Origin of the sequence: Martinezella lusitana (genome assembly GCF_010668395.1) — a bacterium.
Classification (GTDB): domain Bacteria; phylum Pseudomonadota; class Alphaproteobacteria; order Rhizobiales; family Rhizobiaceae; genus Rhizobium; species Rhizobium lusitanum_A.
The window spans coordinates 537,565-557,283 of record NZ_WUEY01000001.1; the positions used below are offsets into that span (position 1 = coordinate 537,565).

18 protein-coding genes are annotated in these 19,719 nt (G+C 62.9%); 12 read left to right on the top strand and 6 right to left on the bottom strand.

Features of this window, described 5'->3' with window-relative positions:
• Positions 1–123 precede the first annotated feature (123 nt).
• The gene (hrcA, locus tag GR212_RS02630; RefSeq protein ID WP_163984888.1) at positions 124–1,212 is read right to left on the bottom strand and encodes a heat-inducible transcriptional repressor HrcA; all 1,089 of its coding nucleotides are present in this window, start codon (positions 1,210–1,212) and stop codon (positions 124–126) included.
• 172 nt (positions 1,213–1,384) lie between these two features.
• On the opposite strand from hrcA, the gene rph reads away from it, so the two are divergent.
• The 4 genes from rph to hemW are packed head-to-tail and all read left to right on the top strand — an operon-like array spanning position 1,385 to position 4,398.
• Positions 1,385–2,101, top strand: a complete 717-nt coding sequence (gene rph, locus GR212_RS02635; RefSeq protein WP_163984889.1) for a ribonuclease PH — start codon at positions 1,385–1,387, stop codon at positions 2,099–2,101.
• 12 nt (positions 2,102–2,113) lie between these two features.
• Positions 2,114–2,530, top strand: coding sequence for a VOC family protein (locus tag GR212_RS02640; protein WP_163984890.1), 417 nt, complete (start codon positions 2,114–2,116; stop codon positions 2,528–2,530).
• Positions 2,531–2,541: 11 nt separating this feature from the next.
• Entirely contained in the window at positions 2,542–3,186 is a 645-nt protein-coding gene (gene rdgB, locus GR212_RS02645; RefSeq protein WP_163984891.1) for an RdgB/HAM1 family non-canonical purine NTP pyrophosphatase, read from the top strand.
• Between the two features lie 36 nt (positions 3,187–3,222).
• The gene (hemW, locus tag GR212_RS02650) at positions 3,223–4,398 is read left to right on the top strand and encodes a radical SAM family heme chaperone HemW (protein ID WP_163985168.1); all 1,176 of its coding nucleotides are present in this window, start codon (positions 3,223–3,225) and stop codon (positions 4,396–4,398) included.
• A 14-nt stretch (positions 4,399–4,412) separates the two neighbouring features.
• Here the strand turns inward: hemW and GR212_RS02655 are convergent, their stop codons facing one another.
• Positions 4,413–5,336 carry a DMT family transporter gene (locus GR212_RS02655; protein ID WP_163984892.1) on the bottom strand — a complete coding sequence of 308 codons (924 nt, stop codon included), beginning with the start codon at positions 5,334–5,336 and terminating at the stop codon, positions 4,413–4,415.
• Between the two features lie 156 nt (positions 5,337–5,492).
• Between GR212_RS02655 and gcvA the strand changes: the two genes are divergently transcribed.
• Complete coding sequence (gene gcvA / locus GR212_RS02660; RefSeq protein ID WP_204326225.1) at positions 5,493–6,389, top strand: transcriptional regulator GcvA; 897 nt, start codon at positions 5,493–5,495, stop codon at positions 6,387–6,389.
• A gap of 134 nt (positions 6,390–6,523) precedes the next feature.
• Here the strand turns inward: gcvA and dnaA are convergent, their stop codons facing one another.
• The 4 genes from dnaA to mutM all read right to left on the bottom strand — a co-directional run bounded on the left by dnaA (position 6,524) and on the right by mutM (position 11,098).
• A complete protein-coding gene (gene dnaA, locus GR212_RS02665; RefSeq protein ID WP_163984893.1) occupies positions 6,524–8,074 on the bottom strand; it encodes a chromosomal replication initiator protein DnaA in 1,551 nt (516 codons plus the stop codon).
• An 874-nt stretch (positions 8,075–8,948) separates the two neighbouring features.
• Positions 8,949–9,224 (bottom strand): 30S ribosomal protein S20, encoded by a 276-nt coding sequence (gene rpsT, locus GR212_RS02670; RefSeq protein ID WP_163984894.1) that lies wholly within the window; start codon positions 9,222–9,224, stop codon positions 8,949–8,951.
• Positions 9,225–9,417: 193 nt separating this feature from the next.
• Positions 9,418–10,191, bottom strand: a complete 774-nt coding sequence (locus tag GR212_RS02675) for an enoyl-CoA hydratase (protein WP_163984895.1) — start codon at positions 10,189–10,191, stop codon at positions 9,418–9,420.
• A gap of 16 nt (positions 10,192–10,207) precedes the next feature.
• Positions 10,208–11,098, bottom strand: a complete 891-nt coding sequence (mutM, locus tag GR212_RS02680; RefSeq protein WP_163984896.1) for a bifunctional DNA-formamidopyrimidine glycosylase/DNA-(apurinic or apyrimidinic site) lyase — start codon at positions 11,096–11,098, stop codon at positions 10,208–10,210.
• A 247-nt stretch (positions 11,099–11,345) separates the two neighbouring features.
• Between mutM and ubiE the strand changes: the two genes are divergently transcribed.
• The 7 genes from ubiE (at position 11,346) to GR212_RS02715 (ending at position 19,718) form a co-directional block, all read left to right on the top strand.
• A complete protein-coding gene (ubiE, locus tag GR212_RS02685; protein ID WP_163984897.1) occupies positions 11,346–12,122 on the top strand; it encodes a bifunctional demethylmenaquinone methyltransferase/2-methoxy-6-polyprenyl-1,4-benzoquinol methylase UbiE in 777 nt (258 codons plus the stop codon).
• Between the two features lie 62 nt (positions 12,123–12,184).
• Positions 12,185–13,759: a 2-polyprenylphenol 6-hydroxylase gene (ubiB, locus tag GR212_RS02690; protein WP_163984898.1), complete on the top strand. Its 1,575-nt coding sequence runs from the start codon at positions 12,185–12,187 to the stop codon at positions 13,757–13,759.
• A gap of 239 nt (positions 13,760–13,998) precedes the next feature.
• Entirely contained in the window at positions 13,999–15,582 is a 1,584-nt protein-coding gene (locus GR212_RS02695) for an aromatic amino acid lyase (RefSeq protein WP_163984899.1), read from the top strand.
• A gap of 27 nt (positions 15,583–15,609) precedes the next feature.
• The gene (locus tag GR212_RS02700; protein ID WP_163984900.1) at positions 15,610–16,992 is read left to right on the top strand and encodes a dihydroorotase; all 1,383 of its coding nucleotides are present in this window, start codon (positions 15,610–15,612) and stop codon (positions 16,990–16,992) included.
• Entirely contained in the window at positions 16,992–18,266 is a 1,275-nt protein-coding gene (locus tag GR212_RS02705; RefSeq protein ID WP_163984901.1) for a Zn-dependent hydrolase, read from the top strand. The genes GR212_RS02700 and GR212_RS02705 overlap by 1 nt, the downstream gene beginning before the upstream one ends.
• A 3-nt stretch (positions 18,267–18,269) precedes the next feature.
• Entirely contained in the window at positions 18,270–19,370 is a 1,101-nt protein-coding gene (locus GR212_RS02710; protein WP_163984902.1) for a DUF917 domain-containing protein, read from the top strand.
• Positions 19,371–19,388: 18 nt separating this feature from the next.
• Positions 19,389–19,718 (top strand): TfoX/Sxy family protein, encoded by a 330-nt coding sequence (locus tag GR212_RS02715; protein ID WP_163984903.1) that lies wholly within the window; start codon positions 19,389–19,391, stop codon positions 19,716–19,718.
• The last annotated feature ends 1 nt before the right edge of the window (position 19,719 follow it).

Sequence of the window (19,719 nt, forward strand, 5' to 3'; positions counted from 1 at the left end):
TCTTTGGATGTGCCCGATATCGAGGTTTGGCCGGAAAAAATCAAGGCTTTGTCGACAAGAACGGCCAATTCCCGGCATTTCGCAGCTATCGCCATCATCGTCACGCGAATTTGCCCATGCGCGTCACAGCCCTGGCCGCGACAGGCGCGAAATCAGCTGCGCCGTATAGTCGACCATGGGCACGATGCGCGCATAGTTCAGCCGCGTCGGGCCGATGACGCCGACGGCGCCGACGATGCGATCGTTTTCGTCACGATAGGGCGCAACGATGAGCGAAGACCCGGACAGCGAGAAAAGCTTGTTCTCCGACCCGATGAAGATGCGCACGCCTGGCCCGCTTTCAGCGAGATTGAGGATCTCGATGAGGCTGTCCTTCTTCTCGAGGTCGTCGAAGAGCAGGCGCAGGCGATCCAGATCCTCGGCGCCGGCGATTTCGGCCAGGAGGTTGGAGTGGCCGCGCACGATCAGCTGTGTCGGCTTGCCGTCGTCATTGCCGCCGGACCAGACGGCCACGCCGCGCTCGACCAGCTCATGAGAAAGACTGTCCAGCTCCTGGCGCACGCTTTCCTTGAGGGTCTGCAGCTGTCGCCGCAGTTCCGGCAGCGTCTGCCCGGTCATGTGGGCGTTGAGAAAGTTGGCGGCCTCCGTCAGCTGCGACGACGTCGTGCCGGCCGGCAACTCGATGATGCGGTTTTCGACCTGATCGTGATCGCCGACGAGCACGGCAAGCGCCTTTGTGGGCTCCAGGCGAATGAATTCCACATGCTTCAGCACCGGGTCGTTCTTGGACGTGATCACCAGACCCGCGCCGCGCGAAACGCCCGACAGCACGCGGCTCGCTTCAGACATCATCGATTCCATCGGCTGGTCGCGATTGCTGCCGCGCACCTGCCGGTCGATGTTGGCCCGATCCTCGGCGGAGAGATCGCCGACCTGCATGAAGGCATCGACGAAAAAGCGCAGACCCACCTGGGTCGGCAATCGGCCGGCGCTCACATGGGGAGAATAGATCAGCCCAAGCTCCTCGAGATCGCTCATGACATTGCGCACCGAGGCCGGCGACAAGGACATGGGTAGCAGGCGCGAGAGATTGCGCGAACCAAGGGGCTCGCCATTTTCGAGATAGCCTTCGACGATGCGGCGGAAAACTTCCTTGGAGCGCTCGTCCAATGCAGCAATGACATCCGAAACCGACGACGTCGTGAATACCATTTCGCTGTCAAATCCATTCCGTTGAGCCTTGGCGAAAATATAATCATTCAGTTAGCAATGGCAAAAGGGAAAAATGCCGGCATCGCCCCACCGGCGTCCCGCAGCCTGCTTTTCCTTTGCAAAACCGGCCTGTGGGTCGTAGAAGCGGTCAACGAACTTTCAGGAGAGTGGAATGCGGCCTTCAGGCAGAAAAACCGACCAGATGCGCAAGGTGTCGTTCGAGCGTAATTTTTCCAAGCATGCGGAAGGCTCGTGCCTGGTCAAGTTCGGCGATACGCATGTGCTCTGCACGGCAAGCCTGGAAGACAAGACCCCGCCGTGGCTGCGCAACAGCGGCAAGGGCTGGGTCACGGCCGAATACGGCATGTTGCCGCGCGCGACCGGCGAGCGCATGAAGCGCGAAGCCGCCGCCGGCAAGCAGGGCGGCCGCACGCAGGAAATCCAGCGCCTCATCGGCCGGTCGCTGCGCGCCGTCGTCGATCTCAAAGAGCTGGGCGAGCGGCAGATCACCGTCGACTGCGACGTCATCCAGGCCGATGGCGGCACGCGCACGGCCTCGATCACCGGTGGCTGGATTGCGCTCTACGATTGCCTGAAGTGGATGGAAAGCCGCAACATGGTCAAGGTCGACCGCGTGCTGAAGGACCATATCGCCGCCATTTCCTGCGGCATCTTCGCCAGCCAGCCGGTCATCGACCTCGACTATATCGAGGATTCCTCGGCCGAAACCGACGCCAACTTCGTCATGACGGGCAAGGGCGGCATCGTCGAGATTCAGGGGACGGCCGAGGGCGCTCCCTTCAGCGAAGAGGAATTCGCCACGCTCCTGGGCCTCGCCAAGAACGGCATTGCCGAACTGGTGGATTTGCAGAAGCAGGCCATCGCCTGAGGACATCGTGCAATGGCTGATCCGGCCCTCGCAAGCGTACTGGAAACCGCTCTCTATGCGGACGATCTCGATGCGGTCGAGGCCTTTTATGGGGGCATTCTCGGGTTGCAGAAGATCTCGCGCGGCGGCAATCGCCACGTTTTCTATCGCTGCGGGCCGGGCGTGCTTTTGATCTTCAATAGCGAGGAAACCGCCAAGCCGCGCGAACCGGGCGCCCTGCCGGTGCCTCCCCATGGGACGAAGGGCCACGGTCACGTCTGCTTTCGCATCGATAATAACGACATCGAAGCCATGGCGCAGAAGCTGAAGGCCGCCGGTGTCGATATCGAAGCCGATTTTCATTGGCCGAACGGCGGCCGCTCGATCTATTTTCGCGATCCGGCCGGCAACAGCCTGGAATGCGCCGAACCCCGCATCTGGGGCCTATGACAGGACAGCACATGCGCAAGCTCGATACCAAGACCATCGTCGTCGCCAGCCACAACGCCGGCAAGATCCGTGAAATACAGGATCTGATCGGTCCCCTTGGCTTCGTGGCAAAGTCGGCCGCCGACCTCAATTTCATCGAACCGGACGAGACCGGCACCACCTTCGAGGAAAATGCCACGATCAAGGCGCTGGCCTCCGCGCACGCGTCCGGCCTGCCGGCGCTTTCGGACGATTCCGGCCTGGTGATCGATGCGCTCGGCGGCGATCCCGGTGTCTATACGGCCAACTGGGCTGAAACGCCCGACGGCACGCGCGACTTCGCTATGGCGATGCAGAAGGTCGAGACCGCCCTGGAAAAGGCCGGCGCCACCTCACCGGAAAGCCGCACGGCACGCTTCGTCAGCGTGCTTTGCCTTGCATGGCCGGACGGGCATACGGAACTTTTCCGAGGCGAGGTCGAAGGCGCTGTCGTCTGGCCGCCGCGCGGCGGCCAGGGCTTCGGCTACGACCCCGTCTTCCAGCCCAAGGGATACGAGACCACCTTCGGCGAAATGAGCGCCGAGCAGAAGCATGGCTGGAAGCCCGGCGATCAACAGGCGCTCTCGCATCGCGCTCGCGCCTTCAAGATCTTTGTCGAAACCTGCCTGGAGGCATAGGCTAACCCCGTGGAAGTCGTCGATACGCAGGACCTGATGCGCGGGGCGCAATTGCTGCCCGATACCGGAGAACCCGGTTTCGGGGTCTATGTGCATTGGCCTTTCTGCGCGGCCAAGTGTCCCTATTGCGATTTCAACAGCCATGTCCGCCATCAGCCGGTCGATCAGGAGCGTTTCGCCGCCGCCTTTCTGAAGGAAATGGCAACGATGCGGATGATCAGCGGCCCGAAGACGGTAACCAGCGTCTTCCTCGGCGGCGGCACGCCTTCGCTGATGAAGCCGGAGACGGTGGGCGCTGTCCTCGACGGCATTGCCAGGACCTGGCATGTGCCCGACGGGATCGAGATCACCATGGAAGCCAATCCGTCGAGCGTCGAGGCGGAGCGCTTTCGCGGCTATCGCGCCGCCGGCGTCAATCGCGTCTCCATGGGCGTGCAGGCGCTGAACGACCGCGACCTGAAATTCCTCGGACGCCTACACAATGTCGACGATGCGCTGAAGGCGATCAGGCTGGCGCGCGAGATCTTCCCGCGCATGTCCTTCGATCTCATCTATGCCCGCCCGAACCAGACCGTCGAGGAATGGGAGCGCGAGCTGAGGCAAGCGATCTCCTATGCGGTCGATCACCTCTCGCTCTATCAGCTGACGATCGAGGAAGGCACGCCTTTCTACGGCCTTCATAAGGCCGGCAAGCTGATCGTGCCCGATGGAGACCAATCGGCGCTGCTTTACGAAGCCACGCAGGAAATCACCGAGCGCGAGGGCATGCCGGCCTACGAGGTCTCCAACCATGCGCGCCCCGGCGCCGAGAGCCGGCACAATCTCACCTATTGGCGCTATGGCGACTATGCCGGGATCGGCCCCGGCGCCCATGGTCGCTTGACGCGCGGCCCGCAGAAGCTGGCGACGGCCACCGAACGCAAGCCGGAGAGCTGGCTCGAGATGGTCGAGCGCGACGGGCACGGCATGGTCGACCAGGAAATGCTCGGCTTCGACGAGCAGGCGGATGAATTGCTGCTGATGGGCCTGCGGCTGCGGGAGGGCGTGGATCTCGCCCGCTGGCAGCAACTTTCCGGCCGCGACCCCGATCCGCAACGCGAGGCGTTTTTACTGGAACACGGTTTCATCGAGCGAATCGGCAATTCCCGCCTGCGCTGCACGCCGGCGGGAATGCTGGTTCTCGATTCCGTCGTTGCGGATCTCGCCTGTTGAGCTGACCCGGCGCGCTATTGCGCCGCGACCCGCCGCTTCCCCAAGGCGAGCAACCGGCCGTCGATGGCGGCAAGACCAACTGCAATCAGTGCCATGCCGATGAAATGCTTCGGCTGCAGGCTCTCGCCGAGAACGAGCGCGCCAAGCAGGATCGCGCTGACGGGAATGAGGAACGTCACCAGCATCAGGTTGGTGGCGCCGGCGGTGGCGAGGATGCGGAAGAACAGCACGTAGGCGATGGCGGTCGACAGGATTGCCAGGCCCGCCAGCGCCAACCAGGTTTCGGTGGAGGGCATTGCCAGCGTCCAGGGCCGATCGACAAAGAGCGCGATCGGCAGGAGCAATATGGCCGAGCCGGTTACCTGACCGGCGGCGGGAATGATGGGCGCCAGCCCCATGCGGCGGAAGCGACGGCCAAATATGCCGGCCAGCGAGTAGCTGAAGGCGGCGCCCAGCACGGCGAGCTGCGCCAGCACGTTGGAGCCGAGGCTTGCCAGCACCGATGGGCCGATCATCAGGGCCACCCCGGCAAAGCCGACGATAACGCCGATCAGGCGATTGCCGGTCATCTTCTCATCCTCGGTCAGGAAATGGGCGACGACGACGGCGAAGAGCGGCGTGGTGGCATTGAGGATCGAGGCAAGACCGCTGGCAATATGGGTCTGGCCCCAGACGATCAGCAGAAACGGGATGACATTGTTGAGAAAGCCCATGCCGAAGAAAGCGAGCCAGGTCTGACGGTCTCTCGGCATGGAGTGCCCGGTTGCGCGCACGATGATGTGCAGGGCGACGGCGGCAAGCGCGACGCGCGCGGTGACGATGGTAAAGGGCGGAAGTTCGCGCACCAGTATGCCGTTGAACAGGAAGGAGCCACCCCACAGGATGGAGAGGCCCACCAACATGCTCCATTCGACTGCGCCCATGGATTTTTGCGACATACGATCATCTCCAGCAGTTTGCCGATTGAGTTTTGCTTATCGAAGGCGTGGCGCGACATCATTGCCAACCATCCGAATTACTGTAATATTCTCGCAATACCGAGGCTTGGACAAACGAGTCTTTCTCGGATCATGCTTTAGCTAAACTCAATCATCATGGATCAGCTGCCTTCTCTCTCGGCGCTCCGCGCCTTCGAAGCCTCGGCCCGGCATCTCAGCATGACGCTGGCCGGAAACGAACTGCATGTGACCCCTGGCGCCATCAGCCTGCAGATCCGCGACCTCGAAAGCGCGCTCGGCGTTCGCCTTTTCGAGCGGCGGCCCCGCAGCCTTGCGCTGACTGCCGATGGAGCCGAATATTTTGCGACGATGCGAACGGCTTTCCGGCTCATTCGCGAGGCGACGGCGGCTTTGGTGATGCGCTCGAAAGATACGGTGTTGACCGTGACGTGTACCGCCGGCTTCGCCACGCACTGGCTGGTGCCGCGGCTGCGACGCTTCGAGGAGGCGCATCCGGATATCGACCTGCGCATCAGCGCTTCCCATCGCGTAATGGATTTCCAGCGGGATGGAATAGACATCGCCATCCGCCACGGCCTCGGCGGCTACGAGGGGCTGGCGAGCGAAAAGCTGCTCGACGACGAATATGTGCCGATCTGCACGCCGGAAATGGCTGTTTCACTTGGTCCCTCCCCCGCAGTCGACGATCTCGCCGCCCTGACCCTCATCCACGACGTCTATCGGCGGGACTGGGAGCTCTGGCTGCAAGCTGCAGGCGCAACGCGGGTGGATGCCACACATGGGCCGGTCTTCACCGACGGCATGGGCGCCTATCACGCCATGAAGGCAGGGTTCGGCATTGCCCTGATGCGCCGATCCTTCGTCGAGCAGGAACTGGCGGACCGCACGCTCATCGCACCCTTCCCGATCGGGCTTGCAAGCGCGTTTGCCTATCACCTCGTCTATCCGCCGGGCGCCGTGGAAAGACCGGCGATCGCGGCCCTGCGCGCCTGGCTGTTTACCGAGGTGTCCCGCACAACGCCGCCGACGTAGATCGGCCCGTACTCTCAGAGAAAACAGCAACGACGGATCGATTGCGGGAAGCTCGGCATCCCGCCGAAGGAGAACGCACAAAAGAAACGGCCGGCGGTTAAGCCGGCCGTGGAACATATGGCTGGTGGCGCAACCTACTCGTTGATGAGGCGCTTAAGCAGCTCGATCTCGTGCGACAGCTTGCTGTCGCCGGAAACCAGTTCCTCGATCTTGCGCACCGCATGCAGGACGGTCGTGTGGTCGCGACCGCCGAAACGACGGCCGATTTCCGGGAAGGAACGCGGCGTCAAGGTCTTCGACAGATACATGGCGATCTGACGCGGCTTGACGATGACGCGGGTGCGGCGGTTCGAGACCAGTTCCTGGCGCGAGACATTGTAGTGGCGCGCCACGATGCGCTGGATGTCTTCGATGCGGACGCGACGCGGCTCGCCGGAGCCGACCAGATGGGCAAGCAATTCATCGACCCGTTCGACCGTCAGGTTCGGCTCGAAGGAGCGACGGAAGATGAGCTGGTTGAAGGCTCCTTCCAGCTCGCGGCCGCTTGCCGTCACGTTGCGAGCGACATGCGAGAGGATCTCGGCCGGAATTTCCAGCGATGGATCGTCCTGGCGGGCAGCGTCCAGACGACGCTTGAGGATTTCAAGGCGCATTTCATAGTCCGGCGCCTCGACCTCGATCGCCACACCACCCTGCAGGCGCGAACGCACGCGCGGGTCGAGCGATTCCAGCTCCCACGGAGCACGATCTGCAGCGACGACGACCTGCTTGGCGCTGTCGAGCAGCATGTTCAGCAGATGGCAGAATTCGTGCTGGATCATCTTGCCCTGCAGGAACTGCATGTCGTCGATGATGAGCAGGTCGATGTTGCGCAGCGAGTCCTTGAGCGTCAGCGCATCATTGTCGCGGATCGCGGTGGCGAAGCGCCACATGAAATACTCCGCCGTCAGATAGACGACACGCAGGCCGCGCGGGTTCTGCACGGCTGCATTGGCGATCGCCTGCAGAAGGTGGGTCTTGCCGAGACCGACGGTCGCATGGACGAAGAGCGGATTGAAACGCACGGCGCCGGTGCCGGCTTCGGCAATGGTCTTTGCCGCCGCCAGGCCGACACGGTTCGAGCTGCCTTCGACGAAGGTATCGAAGGTGAAGCGGGAATCGAGCGGAGAGCCGAAGAGCGGCGTACCACCCGTCGACGGACGCGCGGCGGCAGCCGCACTCACGGCCTGAGCGATCGCCTGACCCGCGGGCTGCGCGGCAGGGCGGCGGATCGGCGCGACAGCGGCCTGATCCGGCACCACGGGCCGCTCGTCGGTGGATGGCTTCGCGCCCTGCCGGGTCGCGGTGCGCACCAGAATTTCGACTTTCAGAATCTCGGCGTCCTCGGCCTGGAACAGACCGGTGATCAAATCGAGATAGCGATTGTTGATCCAGGATTTCAGAAAGGTCGTCGGCACCGTGAGACGAACGACGCTCTTGGATACCGAATGAAGCTTGAGCCGTGCAAACCAGCTGGCGTAGACATCGGGGCCAACCTGGGCCTTCAAGCGCGCGCTAACGCGCTCGAAAAGATTATTTTGCGCCACGTCAGCCTTTTCCCCCGCCGCTTCTACGCAAACCGCACTGAACGCCTGCGCATTGTCCCCATTCTCCAACGCACCCGTCGTCCTCGTATGTATCTGCATATAATGCCGCCTTCCGCAGTCTCTTATGGAGCGGGGCAGCATTGCGCCACCGCCCTTAGGTTCTTCGCCATAGCATGACAATCGCGCCCGTTGTCCCAAGCCGCGCCGCATACCGGTTCATCAGCCACGCCCGGCCAACGGGCTTTACAGAAACACTATGGCGAAAACCGCTCTTCAAAGCAGTCTTCGTCCTGGCATCTGCAACTGGAGCAGTAGTCGGCCCTCGTATTCCGACTGGCTGCCCCGATGGCTGTCAATTTTTCTCCCCTCCCCGCAGCCGCGCCATTGGCTTAGGCTGCAAAGGACAGACAAGCTTCCTCGCTCCGCAAGCGTTGCCGCTTTCGGGTTTAACTCGTCAACTGTTTGAAAAAACGGAGCTGAACTGCTCCGCCACAAGAGGCAAAACCACCCACGCCGTCTTGAGTGACGGTGTTTTGCCGAAGCCGTTTAAGGTGAGATCCGCGCCCCTTGTTGAAATGCATTTAGGCAGGATCGAGGGCAGATATCAACGATGAATTTTACACAAAATTAAGAGGCGGCCATTGACTCCGGAGGCCGTTTTTGACTGTCACACGGCCTTCAAAAAAGAATCGCTTTTGAATCAAAGAGATTCCCGTCGAACGCGATTCCCACAGCTTTCAAAACAAAAAAAATAAAAAAACCCTTGACTCAGTTGTGAGCCGGCAATGCGTCACGCAGATAACCAACCGCTGAGATATCCTGTCGTAACCCGTTGTTTTTATACATATATTTCTGTCACTTCATTGACATGATCGATCGGCCATTTTTGGTAATGCGGCAATTTTTTGGCAGAATCCAAAAAGCCCGGCGCAAGGCCGGGCTTAAGAGTAACGACTAAATCGTTAATAGAAAATTATGCGGTCGGGGCCGAAAGGGCCTTCACACGCTTGGCAAGGCGCGAAACCTTGCGGGAAGCGGTGTTGGCGTGAAGCACGCCCTTGGTCGCTGCGCGGGCCAGTTCCGGCTGTGCGGCGAGGAAAGCTGCCTTTGCAAGATCCGCATTACCCGATGCGATGGCTTCTTCGACCTGACGGACGAAAGTGCGAACGCGCGAGCGACGAGCCTTGTTGACTTCGGTGCGGCGGACGATCTTGCGGGTCGCTTTTTTCGCCGAGGTAGTATTGGCCATGTATGCCTCTCTTAGAATTCGAACATAACTCCGCTTTTGCAGCGCGGGCCCTGCGGCCACTTCATCCAGCAATGCGGGAGCAATTGCGGAAAACCAGAGCGGCTTTCCAAACTGTGGCGGGCATATAACCGGAATGAGCCGCGGCGTCAACGCGGATTCTCTCCAAGCCCGCGTAATTCCGGAATCTTGGCCTTCACCGGTTCTTGAAAGACGGCTTGCGCTTCTCGACGAAGGCGGCCATGCCTTCCTTCTGATCCTCCGTGGCGAACAGGCTATGAAACAGGCGGCGCTCGAAGCGCAGCCCTTCTTCGAGCGTGGTTTCCAGAGCGCGGTGCACCGCCTCCTTGGCCATAAGCACGGAAGGGCGGGAATGGGAGGCAATCTTGGCGGCGGCGGCCAATGCCTCGTCGAGCAGCTTGTCGGCCGGCACGACGCGCGCCACAAGGCCGGAACGTTCCGCCTCCGCCGCATCCATCATCCGGCCGGTCAGCACCAGATCCATCGCCTTCGCCTTGCCGACGGCGCGCGTCAGGCGCTGGGAGCCGCCCATGCCCGGAATGACGCCGAGCGTGATTTCCGGCTGGCCGAACTTCGCCGTCTCCGAGGCTATGATGAAATCGCACATCATCGCCAGCTCGCAGCCACCCCCGAGGGCAAAGCCGCTGACCGCGGCGATGACCGGCTTGCGCGCTTTGGCGATCTCTTCCCAGCCGCTGAAGAAATCATTCTTGTAGGCATCGACGAAATCGAGCGACTGCATTTCCTTGATATCGGCGCCGGCGGCGAAGGCCTTCTCGGAGCCCGTGAGCACGATCGCGCCGATGGCGTCATCGAGGTGAAGGGCGGCATAGGCCTGCTTCAGTTCGGCCAGCACGGTGGAATTCAGGGCGTTCAGCGCCTGAGGCCGGTTGAGCCGCACGAGGGCGACGGCCCCATGTGTTTCGACGATGAGGGTTTCGTAAGCCACTTGTCTCTCCCTTCAATCAGTTTTGGCAGGCGGCGCAATAGAAAGAAGAGCGCCCTGCCTGGACGATGCGACCGACCGTACCGCCGCAACCCGGCGTGCCGCAAGGCTGCGCCTCGCGATCGTAGACGGAAAAGGAATGCTGGAAGTAACCGAGCGAGCCATCCGTCTGGATATGGTCGCGGAGCGACGAGCCGCCTGCGGCGATCGCATCGGCAATCACCTCGCGTATGGCGTCGACCAGTCTCAGCAGCGCCTCCGCCGGCTTGCCGCCATCGGCTACCAGCGTGCCGGCGGCGCGCAGCGGCGACAGATGCGAGCGCCACAGCGCCTCGCAAACATATATGTTGCCGAGACCGGCGATGTTCTTCTGATCCAGCAGAGCGCTCTTCAGCGGCTGCGCCTTGCCGGCAAAGCGCCTGGCCAGATAATCGGCGTCGAGCTCGTTGCCTGTGGGTTCGGGGCCAAGATCCCGAAAGAAGGGATGGCTAACCATATCGGCCCGCCTGACGATATCCATGAAGCCGAAGCGGCGCGGGTCATTGTAGATGACGCGCGCGTCACCGCCCGCGCCCGCCAGATGAAAGACGACATGATCGTGCTTTTCGTCCTTCGAGCGAGGATAGTGAAAGGCGCCCGGCGTTCCCGCCGGCGGACCGGCCTCGACCCGGAACGAACCGGACATGCCGAGATGCGAGACGATCGTCATGCCGTCGTCGAGATCGATCAGCAGGTATTTGGCGCGGCGCGACAGCGACGTGATGCCGCGCCCCGCGGCCATGCGGGCGAAATCGGCCGGGAACGGGAAGCGCAGATCGTTGCGGCGCAGCTCCAGCTCCCTCAGAACAGCGCCCTCCATGGAAGGCGCCAATCCTCGCTTGACGGTTTCGACCTCTGGTAATTCCGGCATGGCTATCCATCTTTATGTTTCAACCGCTTATGATCTGAGCTATAGCCCAAGGCGTTGCGGCTGGTGATCTGGCTGATGAGATAGCGTGGCAAACGTGATTTCGCTATGGTCCGCCGCTGAATACTGCGTAATTCCTGAAATCGGAAACGATCCAAGGATAAAATTACGCAGCGGATTTAAAGTGCTACAGCGACCTTTGCGCGTCACATTATGACGCGCGGCGCTGTCGTGTAACGGAGTTGAGCCGATGGCAGACAGCCGCACCTCCGCCGATGGCGGCATGGAAACATCCTATGGCTTCCGCGAAGTGGCCGATGGCGAAAAGCAAGGCCTCGTCAACGAGGTGTTCCACAAGGTCGCCAAGCGCTACGACGTCATGAACGACGTCATGTCGATGGGCATGCATCGCGCCTGGAAGGACGCGATGATATCGGCACTCAATCCGCGCAAGGATCCGTCTTACAAGACTCTCGATGTCGCCGGCGGCACGGGCGATATCGCCTTCCGCATCGTCGAAGCCTCGAACCGGCTGGCGCATGCGACCGTGCTCGACATCAACGGCTCGATGCTCGCCGTCGGCGCCGAGCGTGCAGCGAAGAAGAAGCTTTCCGACAATCTGACCTTCGTCGAGGCCAACGCCGAGGAGCTGCCCTTCGAGGCCAATTCGTTCGACGCCTATACGATCGCCTTCGGCATCCGCAACGTGCCGCATATCGACGTCGCGCTGAAGGAAGCCTATCGGGTTCTCAAGCGGGGAGGCCGGCTGTTGGTGCTCGAATTCTCCGAAGTCGACCTGCCGCTGCTCGACCGCGTCTACGATTCCTGGTCGTTCAACGCCATTCCGAAGTTCGGCAAGGCGATCACAGGCGACGCCGAGCCCTACCAGTATCTGGTGGAATCGATCCGCAAGTTCCCGAACCAGCAGGACTTCGCAACGATGATCCGCGAGGCCGGCTTCTCGCGCGTGAGCTTCACCAACTACACCGGCGGTATCGCTGCGCTTCACTCCGGCTGGAAACTCTGAAGCATGGTATCGAGCCATCCGATGCGGCTGACGGCCTCCGCTCCCCGAGACCTTGAGACGCTATGAGTGCTTTCAGTGCATATTTAGGCCTCGTCCGGGTCGGCTGGGTGCTTGTGCGCGAAGGCGTGGTCACGGCGCTCCCGTCCGAAGGGCTGCCGCCCTCCGTCAGCCTGGCCAAATCCTTCGTCAGCATCTTCGCGCGCAGAAAGGCGAAGAGCCAGGCCCGCAGCGACCGGCTTGCCAAGGCGGTCGAGCGGCTCGGACCATCCTATGTGAAGATCGGCCAGTTCCTGGCGACGCGCCCGGATGTGGTCGGCGTCGACATGGCCAACGACCTGTCGCAGCTTCAGGACCGCATGGCCTTCTTTCCGCACGAGACGGCGACGGCGGCGATCGAAGCCTCGCTCGGCCGGCGGATCGACGATCTCTACGTGAAATTTGGCGAGCCGATCGCCGCGGCTTCCATAGCACAGGTCCATCCGGCCGAAGTCGATACGGCCGAAGGCCGCAAACGCGTCGCCGTCAAGGTTGTACGGCCGGGCGTGCGTCAGCGCTTCTCCAACGATATCAAGGCGATGTATCTCGTCGCGGGGATGCAGGAGCGCTTCATGCCCTCCAGCCGCCGCCTTCGACCGGTGGAAGTGACGAAGACGCTCGAGCAGACCACGAAGGTCGAGATGGATCTGCGGCTGGAAGCGGCCGCGCTCTCCGAGATCGCCGAAAATACCGAGAAGGATCCGGGCTTCCGCGTTCCAAAGGTCGACTGGGAACGCACGGGGCGCGACGTCATCACCATGGAGTGGATCGACGGCGTGAAGATGTCCGACGTCGAGGGGCTGAAGGCCGCCGGGCACGATCTCAACGCGCTTGCCGACACGCTGATCCAGTCCTTCCTTCGCCACACCCTGCGCGACGGCTTCTTCCATGCCGACATGCATCCCGGCAATCTCTTCGTCGATCCAACAGGCATGATCGTCGCCGTCGACATGGGCATCGTCGGCCGCCTTGGAAACAAGGAACGCCGTTTCCTCGCCGAAATCCTCTACGGCTTCATCACCCGCGACTATATCCGGGTGGCCGAAGTGCATTTCGAAGCCGGCTATGTGCCTGCCCATCACAATACGGAGAGTTTTGCCCAGGCCATCCGGGCGATCGGCGAGCCGATCCACGGACAGCCGGCCGAAACCATCTCCATGGGCAAGCTTTTGACCCTGCTCTTCGAAGTGACCGAACTGTTCGATATGGAAACACGGCCCGAGCTCGTCATGCTGCAGAAGACCATGGTCGTGGTCGAAGGCGTGTCACGGATGCTCAATCCGCGCTTCAACATGTGGAAGGCCTCGGAGCCGGTCGTCGGCGACTGGATCCGCACCAACCTCGGGCCGAAGCGGATCATGACCGATCTGCGCGATGGCTTGAAAGCGGCCGTGAAGCTTGCCGAGGCAGCGCCAGAGATCGCCGCCAAGACCGAAAAGTTCCATCACGAGCTGCTGCACATGAGCGAAAACGGCCTGCGATTCGACCCGCAGACGGCGGAGGCGATCGGCAGGGCCGAAGCCAAACACAGCCGCTCCGGCCGTTTCGCGCTATGGATCATCGCGCTGGCGCTTCTCTACATCGCCTGGCATTTGAGCTGACCCGCAGAGCTTCCCCGCACCCATGCATCCGTGCGTGCCGCCGCCGCCGATGCATGGCGCCTTGCCGTGCCTGCCTTTCGCCTCCACGAAGCTATATAACCCGACAAACACAGAGTTGCGCCGTGGCCTGACTCGCCCCAGAATTCACGTCACACGCCACCCGTCAAGGTGTTCGCCATTTGGGATATCCCATTGGCGATAAGGCTCGCATAGCCTTGCGAAAAAGGAGAACAACAGACATGGAGCGTCAGAAAGCCGGCATCGAACTGACCGGGCAACCCCTGGGGTTCAGCGACCTGGTGCGGATCGGCGCGGGCGCCGCGCTGCCATCGGCGTCGGAAAGCGGCATGGCGCGCGTGCGGATAGCACGGGGCATTCTCGAAAACACGATCCAGTCCGGCCTGCCGGTCTACGGCTCCACAACGGGCGTCGGCGCCATGAAGGATGTCGAGTGGTCTCCTGAGGATCTCGATGCGTTCAATCTCGGCCTCGTGCGCGCCCATCATTTCGGCACGGGCTCGCCCTTCTCCATGTCTGTCGTGCGCAATGCCATGGCGATCCGCGTCAATACGGCCCTCACCGGTCAGGTCGGTTGCTCGCAGGAATTGATCGAAGCCTATCTGCAGCTGCTTGGCGCCGATGTCATTCCCGTCGTAAGGCGCACGGGCTCGATCGGCTGCGCGGATATCGGCCTGATGGGCCAGATCGGCGCGGTCCTGACCGGCGTCGGCGAGGCCGTCTATCGTGGCCGCCGCATGCAGGCTGCCGATGCGTTCGACGCCGCCGGCATCGCCCCGGTGCGGATGCTGCCCCGCGACAGCCTGGCCTCGCTCAGCGTCAACGCCGTCAGCTTCGCCGCCGCCGCCGAGACCACCCGCAACGCCGCCTCCTCGATCCGCGTGCTGCTGGCGACCGGCATGATGGCCGCCGGCGCGCTCGGCGCCTCGCGCGATCCCTGGATTTCCGTGCGCCATGTCGGCACCGCCCGCGAAGCCTTGATCGGCGCCTGGCTCTGCAACGCCTCGGAAGAATGGCCCTGGCCGGTCGCAACCCATGTGCAGGATCCGCTGAGCCTGCGCATGATGGCCCAGGTTTTCGGCGCCGTCATCGAGAACCTCCTGACGGCCGGGCACAAGATTCTCGCCGCCACCGGCCGCTCGGACGACAATCCCGTCATCGTCGACGGCCGCGTTATGACGTCCGGGGGGTCTCTTCCGCTCGATGTCACGGTGCTCCTGGAAGGCGCCGTCATCTGCATGGCCCATGCCGCGCGCAACGCCTTCAATCGCTGCGTCTTGCTCGGCAACGGCCAGCGGCGCGGCCTGCCCGTCAACCTCGTGCCGGAAGGCAAGATCGCCACGGGCTTCGGCCCGATCATCAAGCTTGCCGGCGAGATCTTCTCGCGCGTGCTCTCCATGTCCAACCCGGTCTCGGCGCAGTCGCTGGTCGTCGCGGGGGGAATGGAGGACGAAGCCGCCTTCCTGCCGCTTGTCATCGAACGCTTCGAGCGGCAGATGCGGGCACTCAAGCGTCTGGCGGCTCTGGAAGCCCTGCTTTCGGCCCAGGCGATCGACATTCTCGGCGACAAGCCGGAGGGCGTGGCGCGCATGCTCTATGACGTCGTGCGCAAGCATGCGGATTTCTATGTCGTCGACCGGCCCCTTTCGGCCGAAGTCGAGGCGATCGAAGAGGAACTTGCTTCCGAGGCCTTCGTCTCGGAAATGATCGCCCACAAGCCGATCCTCGCCTATGATGACTTCTTCGCGCTCGGCACGCTGGAGCGGGTCGAAGAGCGGCTCTATCACGACACCATCGCTATCTGAACCAACCGACGAGCGGAGAGACTGTACATGGCCGATTTCGATCTTGTTCTGCAAGGCACCGTGGTTTTGCCTGAACGCATCGTGGAAGCCGGCTACGTCGCCGTGCGTGACGGCAAGATCGCCGAGGTCGGCATCGGCGTGCCGCCGGCGGCGCGCGAGAGGCATCTGCTCGGCAAGGCGCTGATCCTGCCCGGCGCCATCGATGCGCAGGTCCACTCCCTCTCCCAGAAGGATCAGGAGGATTTCATCTGGTCGACGCGCTCGGCAGCGGCAGGCGGCGTCACCACCATCGTCGACATGCCCTATGACGAAGGCAATCTCGTCTGCTCAGCAGCGGCGGTTAAGAAGAAGATCGACCATGCAGCCCCGCAGGCGCGCGTCGATTTTGCCCTTTATGGCACCATCGATCCGGAAGAAGGCCCGGCCCGCATCGCCGAGATGGTGGAAGCCGGCGTTTCGGCGTTCAAATTCTCCACCTTCGGCACCGATCCCAAGCGTTTTCCGCGCATTCCGCCCGCCCTGCTCGACGCCTGCTTCGGCGCGATCGCACCAACGGGCCTGACAGCGGGCGTCCACAACGAGGATGACGAAGCGGTCCGCACCTATATGGAGCAGGTCAAGGCCAGCGGCGTCACCGACTACCGCGCTCACGGCCTCTCGCGTCCGCCGATCACCGAGCTGCTCGCCATGCACACGATCTTCGAGACGGGCGCGGATACCGGCTGCCCGGCGCATGTCGTGCATTGCTCGCTCGGCCGCGGCTACGACATCGCCCGCGCCTATCGCCGCGACGGGTTCGAAGCGACGGTCGAATGCTGCATCCACTATCTGACGCTCGACGAGGAAAACGATGTGCGGCGTCTCGGCGGCAAGGCGAAAATTAATCCGCCGATCCGCCCGCGCGCCGAAGTGGAAACCTTGTGGCGCAAGGTGGCGGAAGGCAATGTCTGGCTGGTTTCGACCGACCACGTCAGCTGGTCGGAAGGCCGCAAGAACAATCCGGACATGCTGGCGAACTCTTCCGGCGTGCCGGGACTGGAGGTCATGGTGCCGCTCTTCGTCAAAGGCGCCCTGGAGCGCGGCGTGCCGCTCACCTGGGCTGCGAAGCTGATGGCGGAAAATCCGGCCAGGCACTTCCGCCTCGATCATATCAAGGGCGCGCTGACCCCGGGCAAGGACGCCGACATCGTCGTGCTGGAACCGCGCGAAACGGTCTATGACGCAGCCGCAAGCGGCAACAACGTCGTCGGCTGGAGCCCGTATAACGGCATTCGCCTGCCCTGGACGGTTTCCGCCGCCTACCTTAGAGGCAAGCAGATCACCGAGGGACAGAAGGTGCTGGCCGAACCCGGCTCCGGCAGCTTCGTCCGCCCCTTGCCTCGCCAAGTTCTTGCCGGAGGAGCAGCCTGATGAACGAACCCAAGCGCCATAACCTGCCTGTCAACGCCGACCGCATCGCCGAGGATATCGATGCCCTGGCCGGCATCACCGATCCGGGCCACCCCTGGACACGCCGCGCCTTCTCGCCGCTCTTCCTGGAAGGACGTGCCTACATCGAGGCGCGCATGAAGGCGGCCGGGCTCACCACACGCATGGACGCCGCCGGCAATCTGATCGGCCGGCGCGCGGGCGCAAAGCCCGGTCTCGGCACGATTCTTGTCGGCTCTCATTCCGACACCGTTCCCGATGGCGGTCGTTTCGACGGCATCGCCGGCACGATTGCAGCGCTCGAAGTCGCGCGTTCCCTGAAGGATCGCGGCATCGAGCTCGACCATGATCTGGAGATCGTCGATTTCCTCGCCGAGGAAGTCAGCATCTTCGGCGTGTCGTGCATCGGCAGCCGCGGCATGACCGGGCAGATCCCCGAGGCGTGGCTTACCCGCATGAGCGGCGACCGCACGCTTGCACAGGGCATTGCCGAGGTCGGCGGCGACCCCTCCGTGCTGCTCGCGCAGAAACGCCCGGATCTCGTCGGTTTCCTGGAGCTGCATATCGAGCAGGGTCCGGTGCTCGAGGCCGAAAACAAGGATGTCGGCATCGTGACCGCCATCGCCGGCATTACCCGCATCGAAATCACCGTCGAAGGCCGCGCCGACCATGCCGGCACGACGCCGATGGACCGGCGCGCGGATGCGCTGGTGGCAGCGTCGCAGCTGGTGCTCGACATCCGGAGCCGCGCCGCCGAACAGGCAAAGACGCCGGGCCATTTCGCCGCGACCGTCGGCGAATTCCGCATCGAGCCGAATGCCGCCAATGTCGTGCCATCCAAGGTGGTGCTGCTGATCGACGGCCGCGCCGAAATCCGCAGCGACATGGAGGATTTCCTGGCCTGGATCGACGGCGAGGTGAAGACCATCGCCGCCGACTATGGCGTGACGATCAACCCGCCGGTGCGCGTCTCCGACAACATGCCGACGCCGGGCGCTCCCGTGCTGCTCGAAACGCTTGAGCGCGCCTGCGACACGGTCGGCGCCAAGCATCGCCGCATGGCTTCCGGCGCCGGCCACGACACGGCCTGGATCGCCAAGGTGGCACCCGCCGCCATGATCTTCGTGCCCTGCAAGGAAGGCCGCAGCCATTGCGCCGAGGAATGGGCCGAGAATGACGACATCGCCATGGGTGCGGCCGTTCTTTTCGAAGCGGTGCGCGACATGGACAAAAACCTCAAACAGAACCGGGAGTAGTCAATGGGACGCGTACTCGTTGCCAAGGATGTGGAAGCGGCCGTCAAGGGCGGCTCCGTTTATGCCGCCGGCGGCGGCGGCTGGGCCGATCACGGCCGCATGCTCGGCTATGCGGCCGTCAATGTCGGCAAACCGGAGCTGGTGTCGATCGATGAGCTCAACGACAACGACTGGATCGCCACGGCAGCCGCCATCGGAGCGCCGGCCTCCACCACCCCCTGGGAAATGCAGGGCATCGACTACGTGAAAGCCGCGCAGCTGCTTCAGGACGAGCTTGGCGAGAAGCTTTCCGGCCTCATCATCGGCCAGAACGGCAAGTCCTCGACGCTGAACGGCTGGCTGCCGTCGGCCATCCTTGGAACGAAGGTCGTGGACGCGGTCGGCGATATCCGCGCCCATCCGACCGGCGACATGGGCTCGATCGGCATGGCCGGCTCGCCCGAACAGATGATCCAGACCGCAGTCGGCGGTAATCGCGCCGAGAACCGTTATATCGAGCTGGTCGTGAAGGGTGCGACGGCGAAGATTTCGCCGATCCTGCGCGCGGCATCCGACCAGTCCGGCGGTTTCATTGCCTCCTGTCGCAACCCGCTGCGGGCTTCTTACGTCCGCACGCATGCGGCGCTCGGCGGCATCTCCATGGCGCTCGCCCTCGGCGAAGCGATCATCGAGGCGGAAAAGAAGGGCGGCAGCGCCGTCATCGACGCCATCTGCAAGACGACCGGCGGCCATATCCTGGCCGAGGGGACGATCACCAAAAAGGATGTCGTCTACACGAAGGAAGCCTTCGATATCGGCACCATCACGGTCGGCAGCGGCGACAAGGCCGTCGTCATGCATGTGATGAACGAGTACATGGCCGTGGAAGATGCCGGCGGCAAGCGTCTCGCGACCTTCCCCTCCGTCATCACCACGCTCTCGCCGGAGGGCGAGCCCTTGAGCGTCGGCCAGTTGCACGAGGGCATGAAGGTTTTCATCCTGCATGTGCCGATGGACATCATTCCGTTGTCTGCCAGCGTGCTCGACCCCACGGTCTATCCCTCCGTCGAGAAGGCCATGGGGATCGAGATCGCCAAATACGCTCTGGCCGGCAAGAAGAGCTAAGGGGCGCAGGAGGCTTGAATGGGCCGCGACGCCGGACTCGAGGAATTGCTGCGAGAAGAGCTTAGGGAACGCCCCGGACTCAGCGAGAAAGCGATGTTCGGCGGCTGGGCCTTTCTGCTCAACGGTCATCTCCTATGCGGCGCCCGTGACGACGGGATGCTGATCCGCCTCGGCAAGGGCAACGATACCTGGGCGCTGGAACTGCCCGATATCAAACCCATGCTGTCGGGCAGCCGCGAAATACAGGGCTGGGTCCGCGCCGGACCGGGGGCCTATGGCAACGACATGCTGCGCAAGCGGCTGCTTCTGGCCGCGCTGGACTTCGTCGAAGGCCTGCCGCCGAAATGAA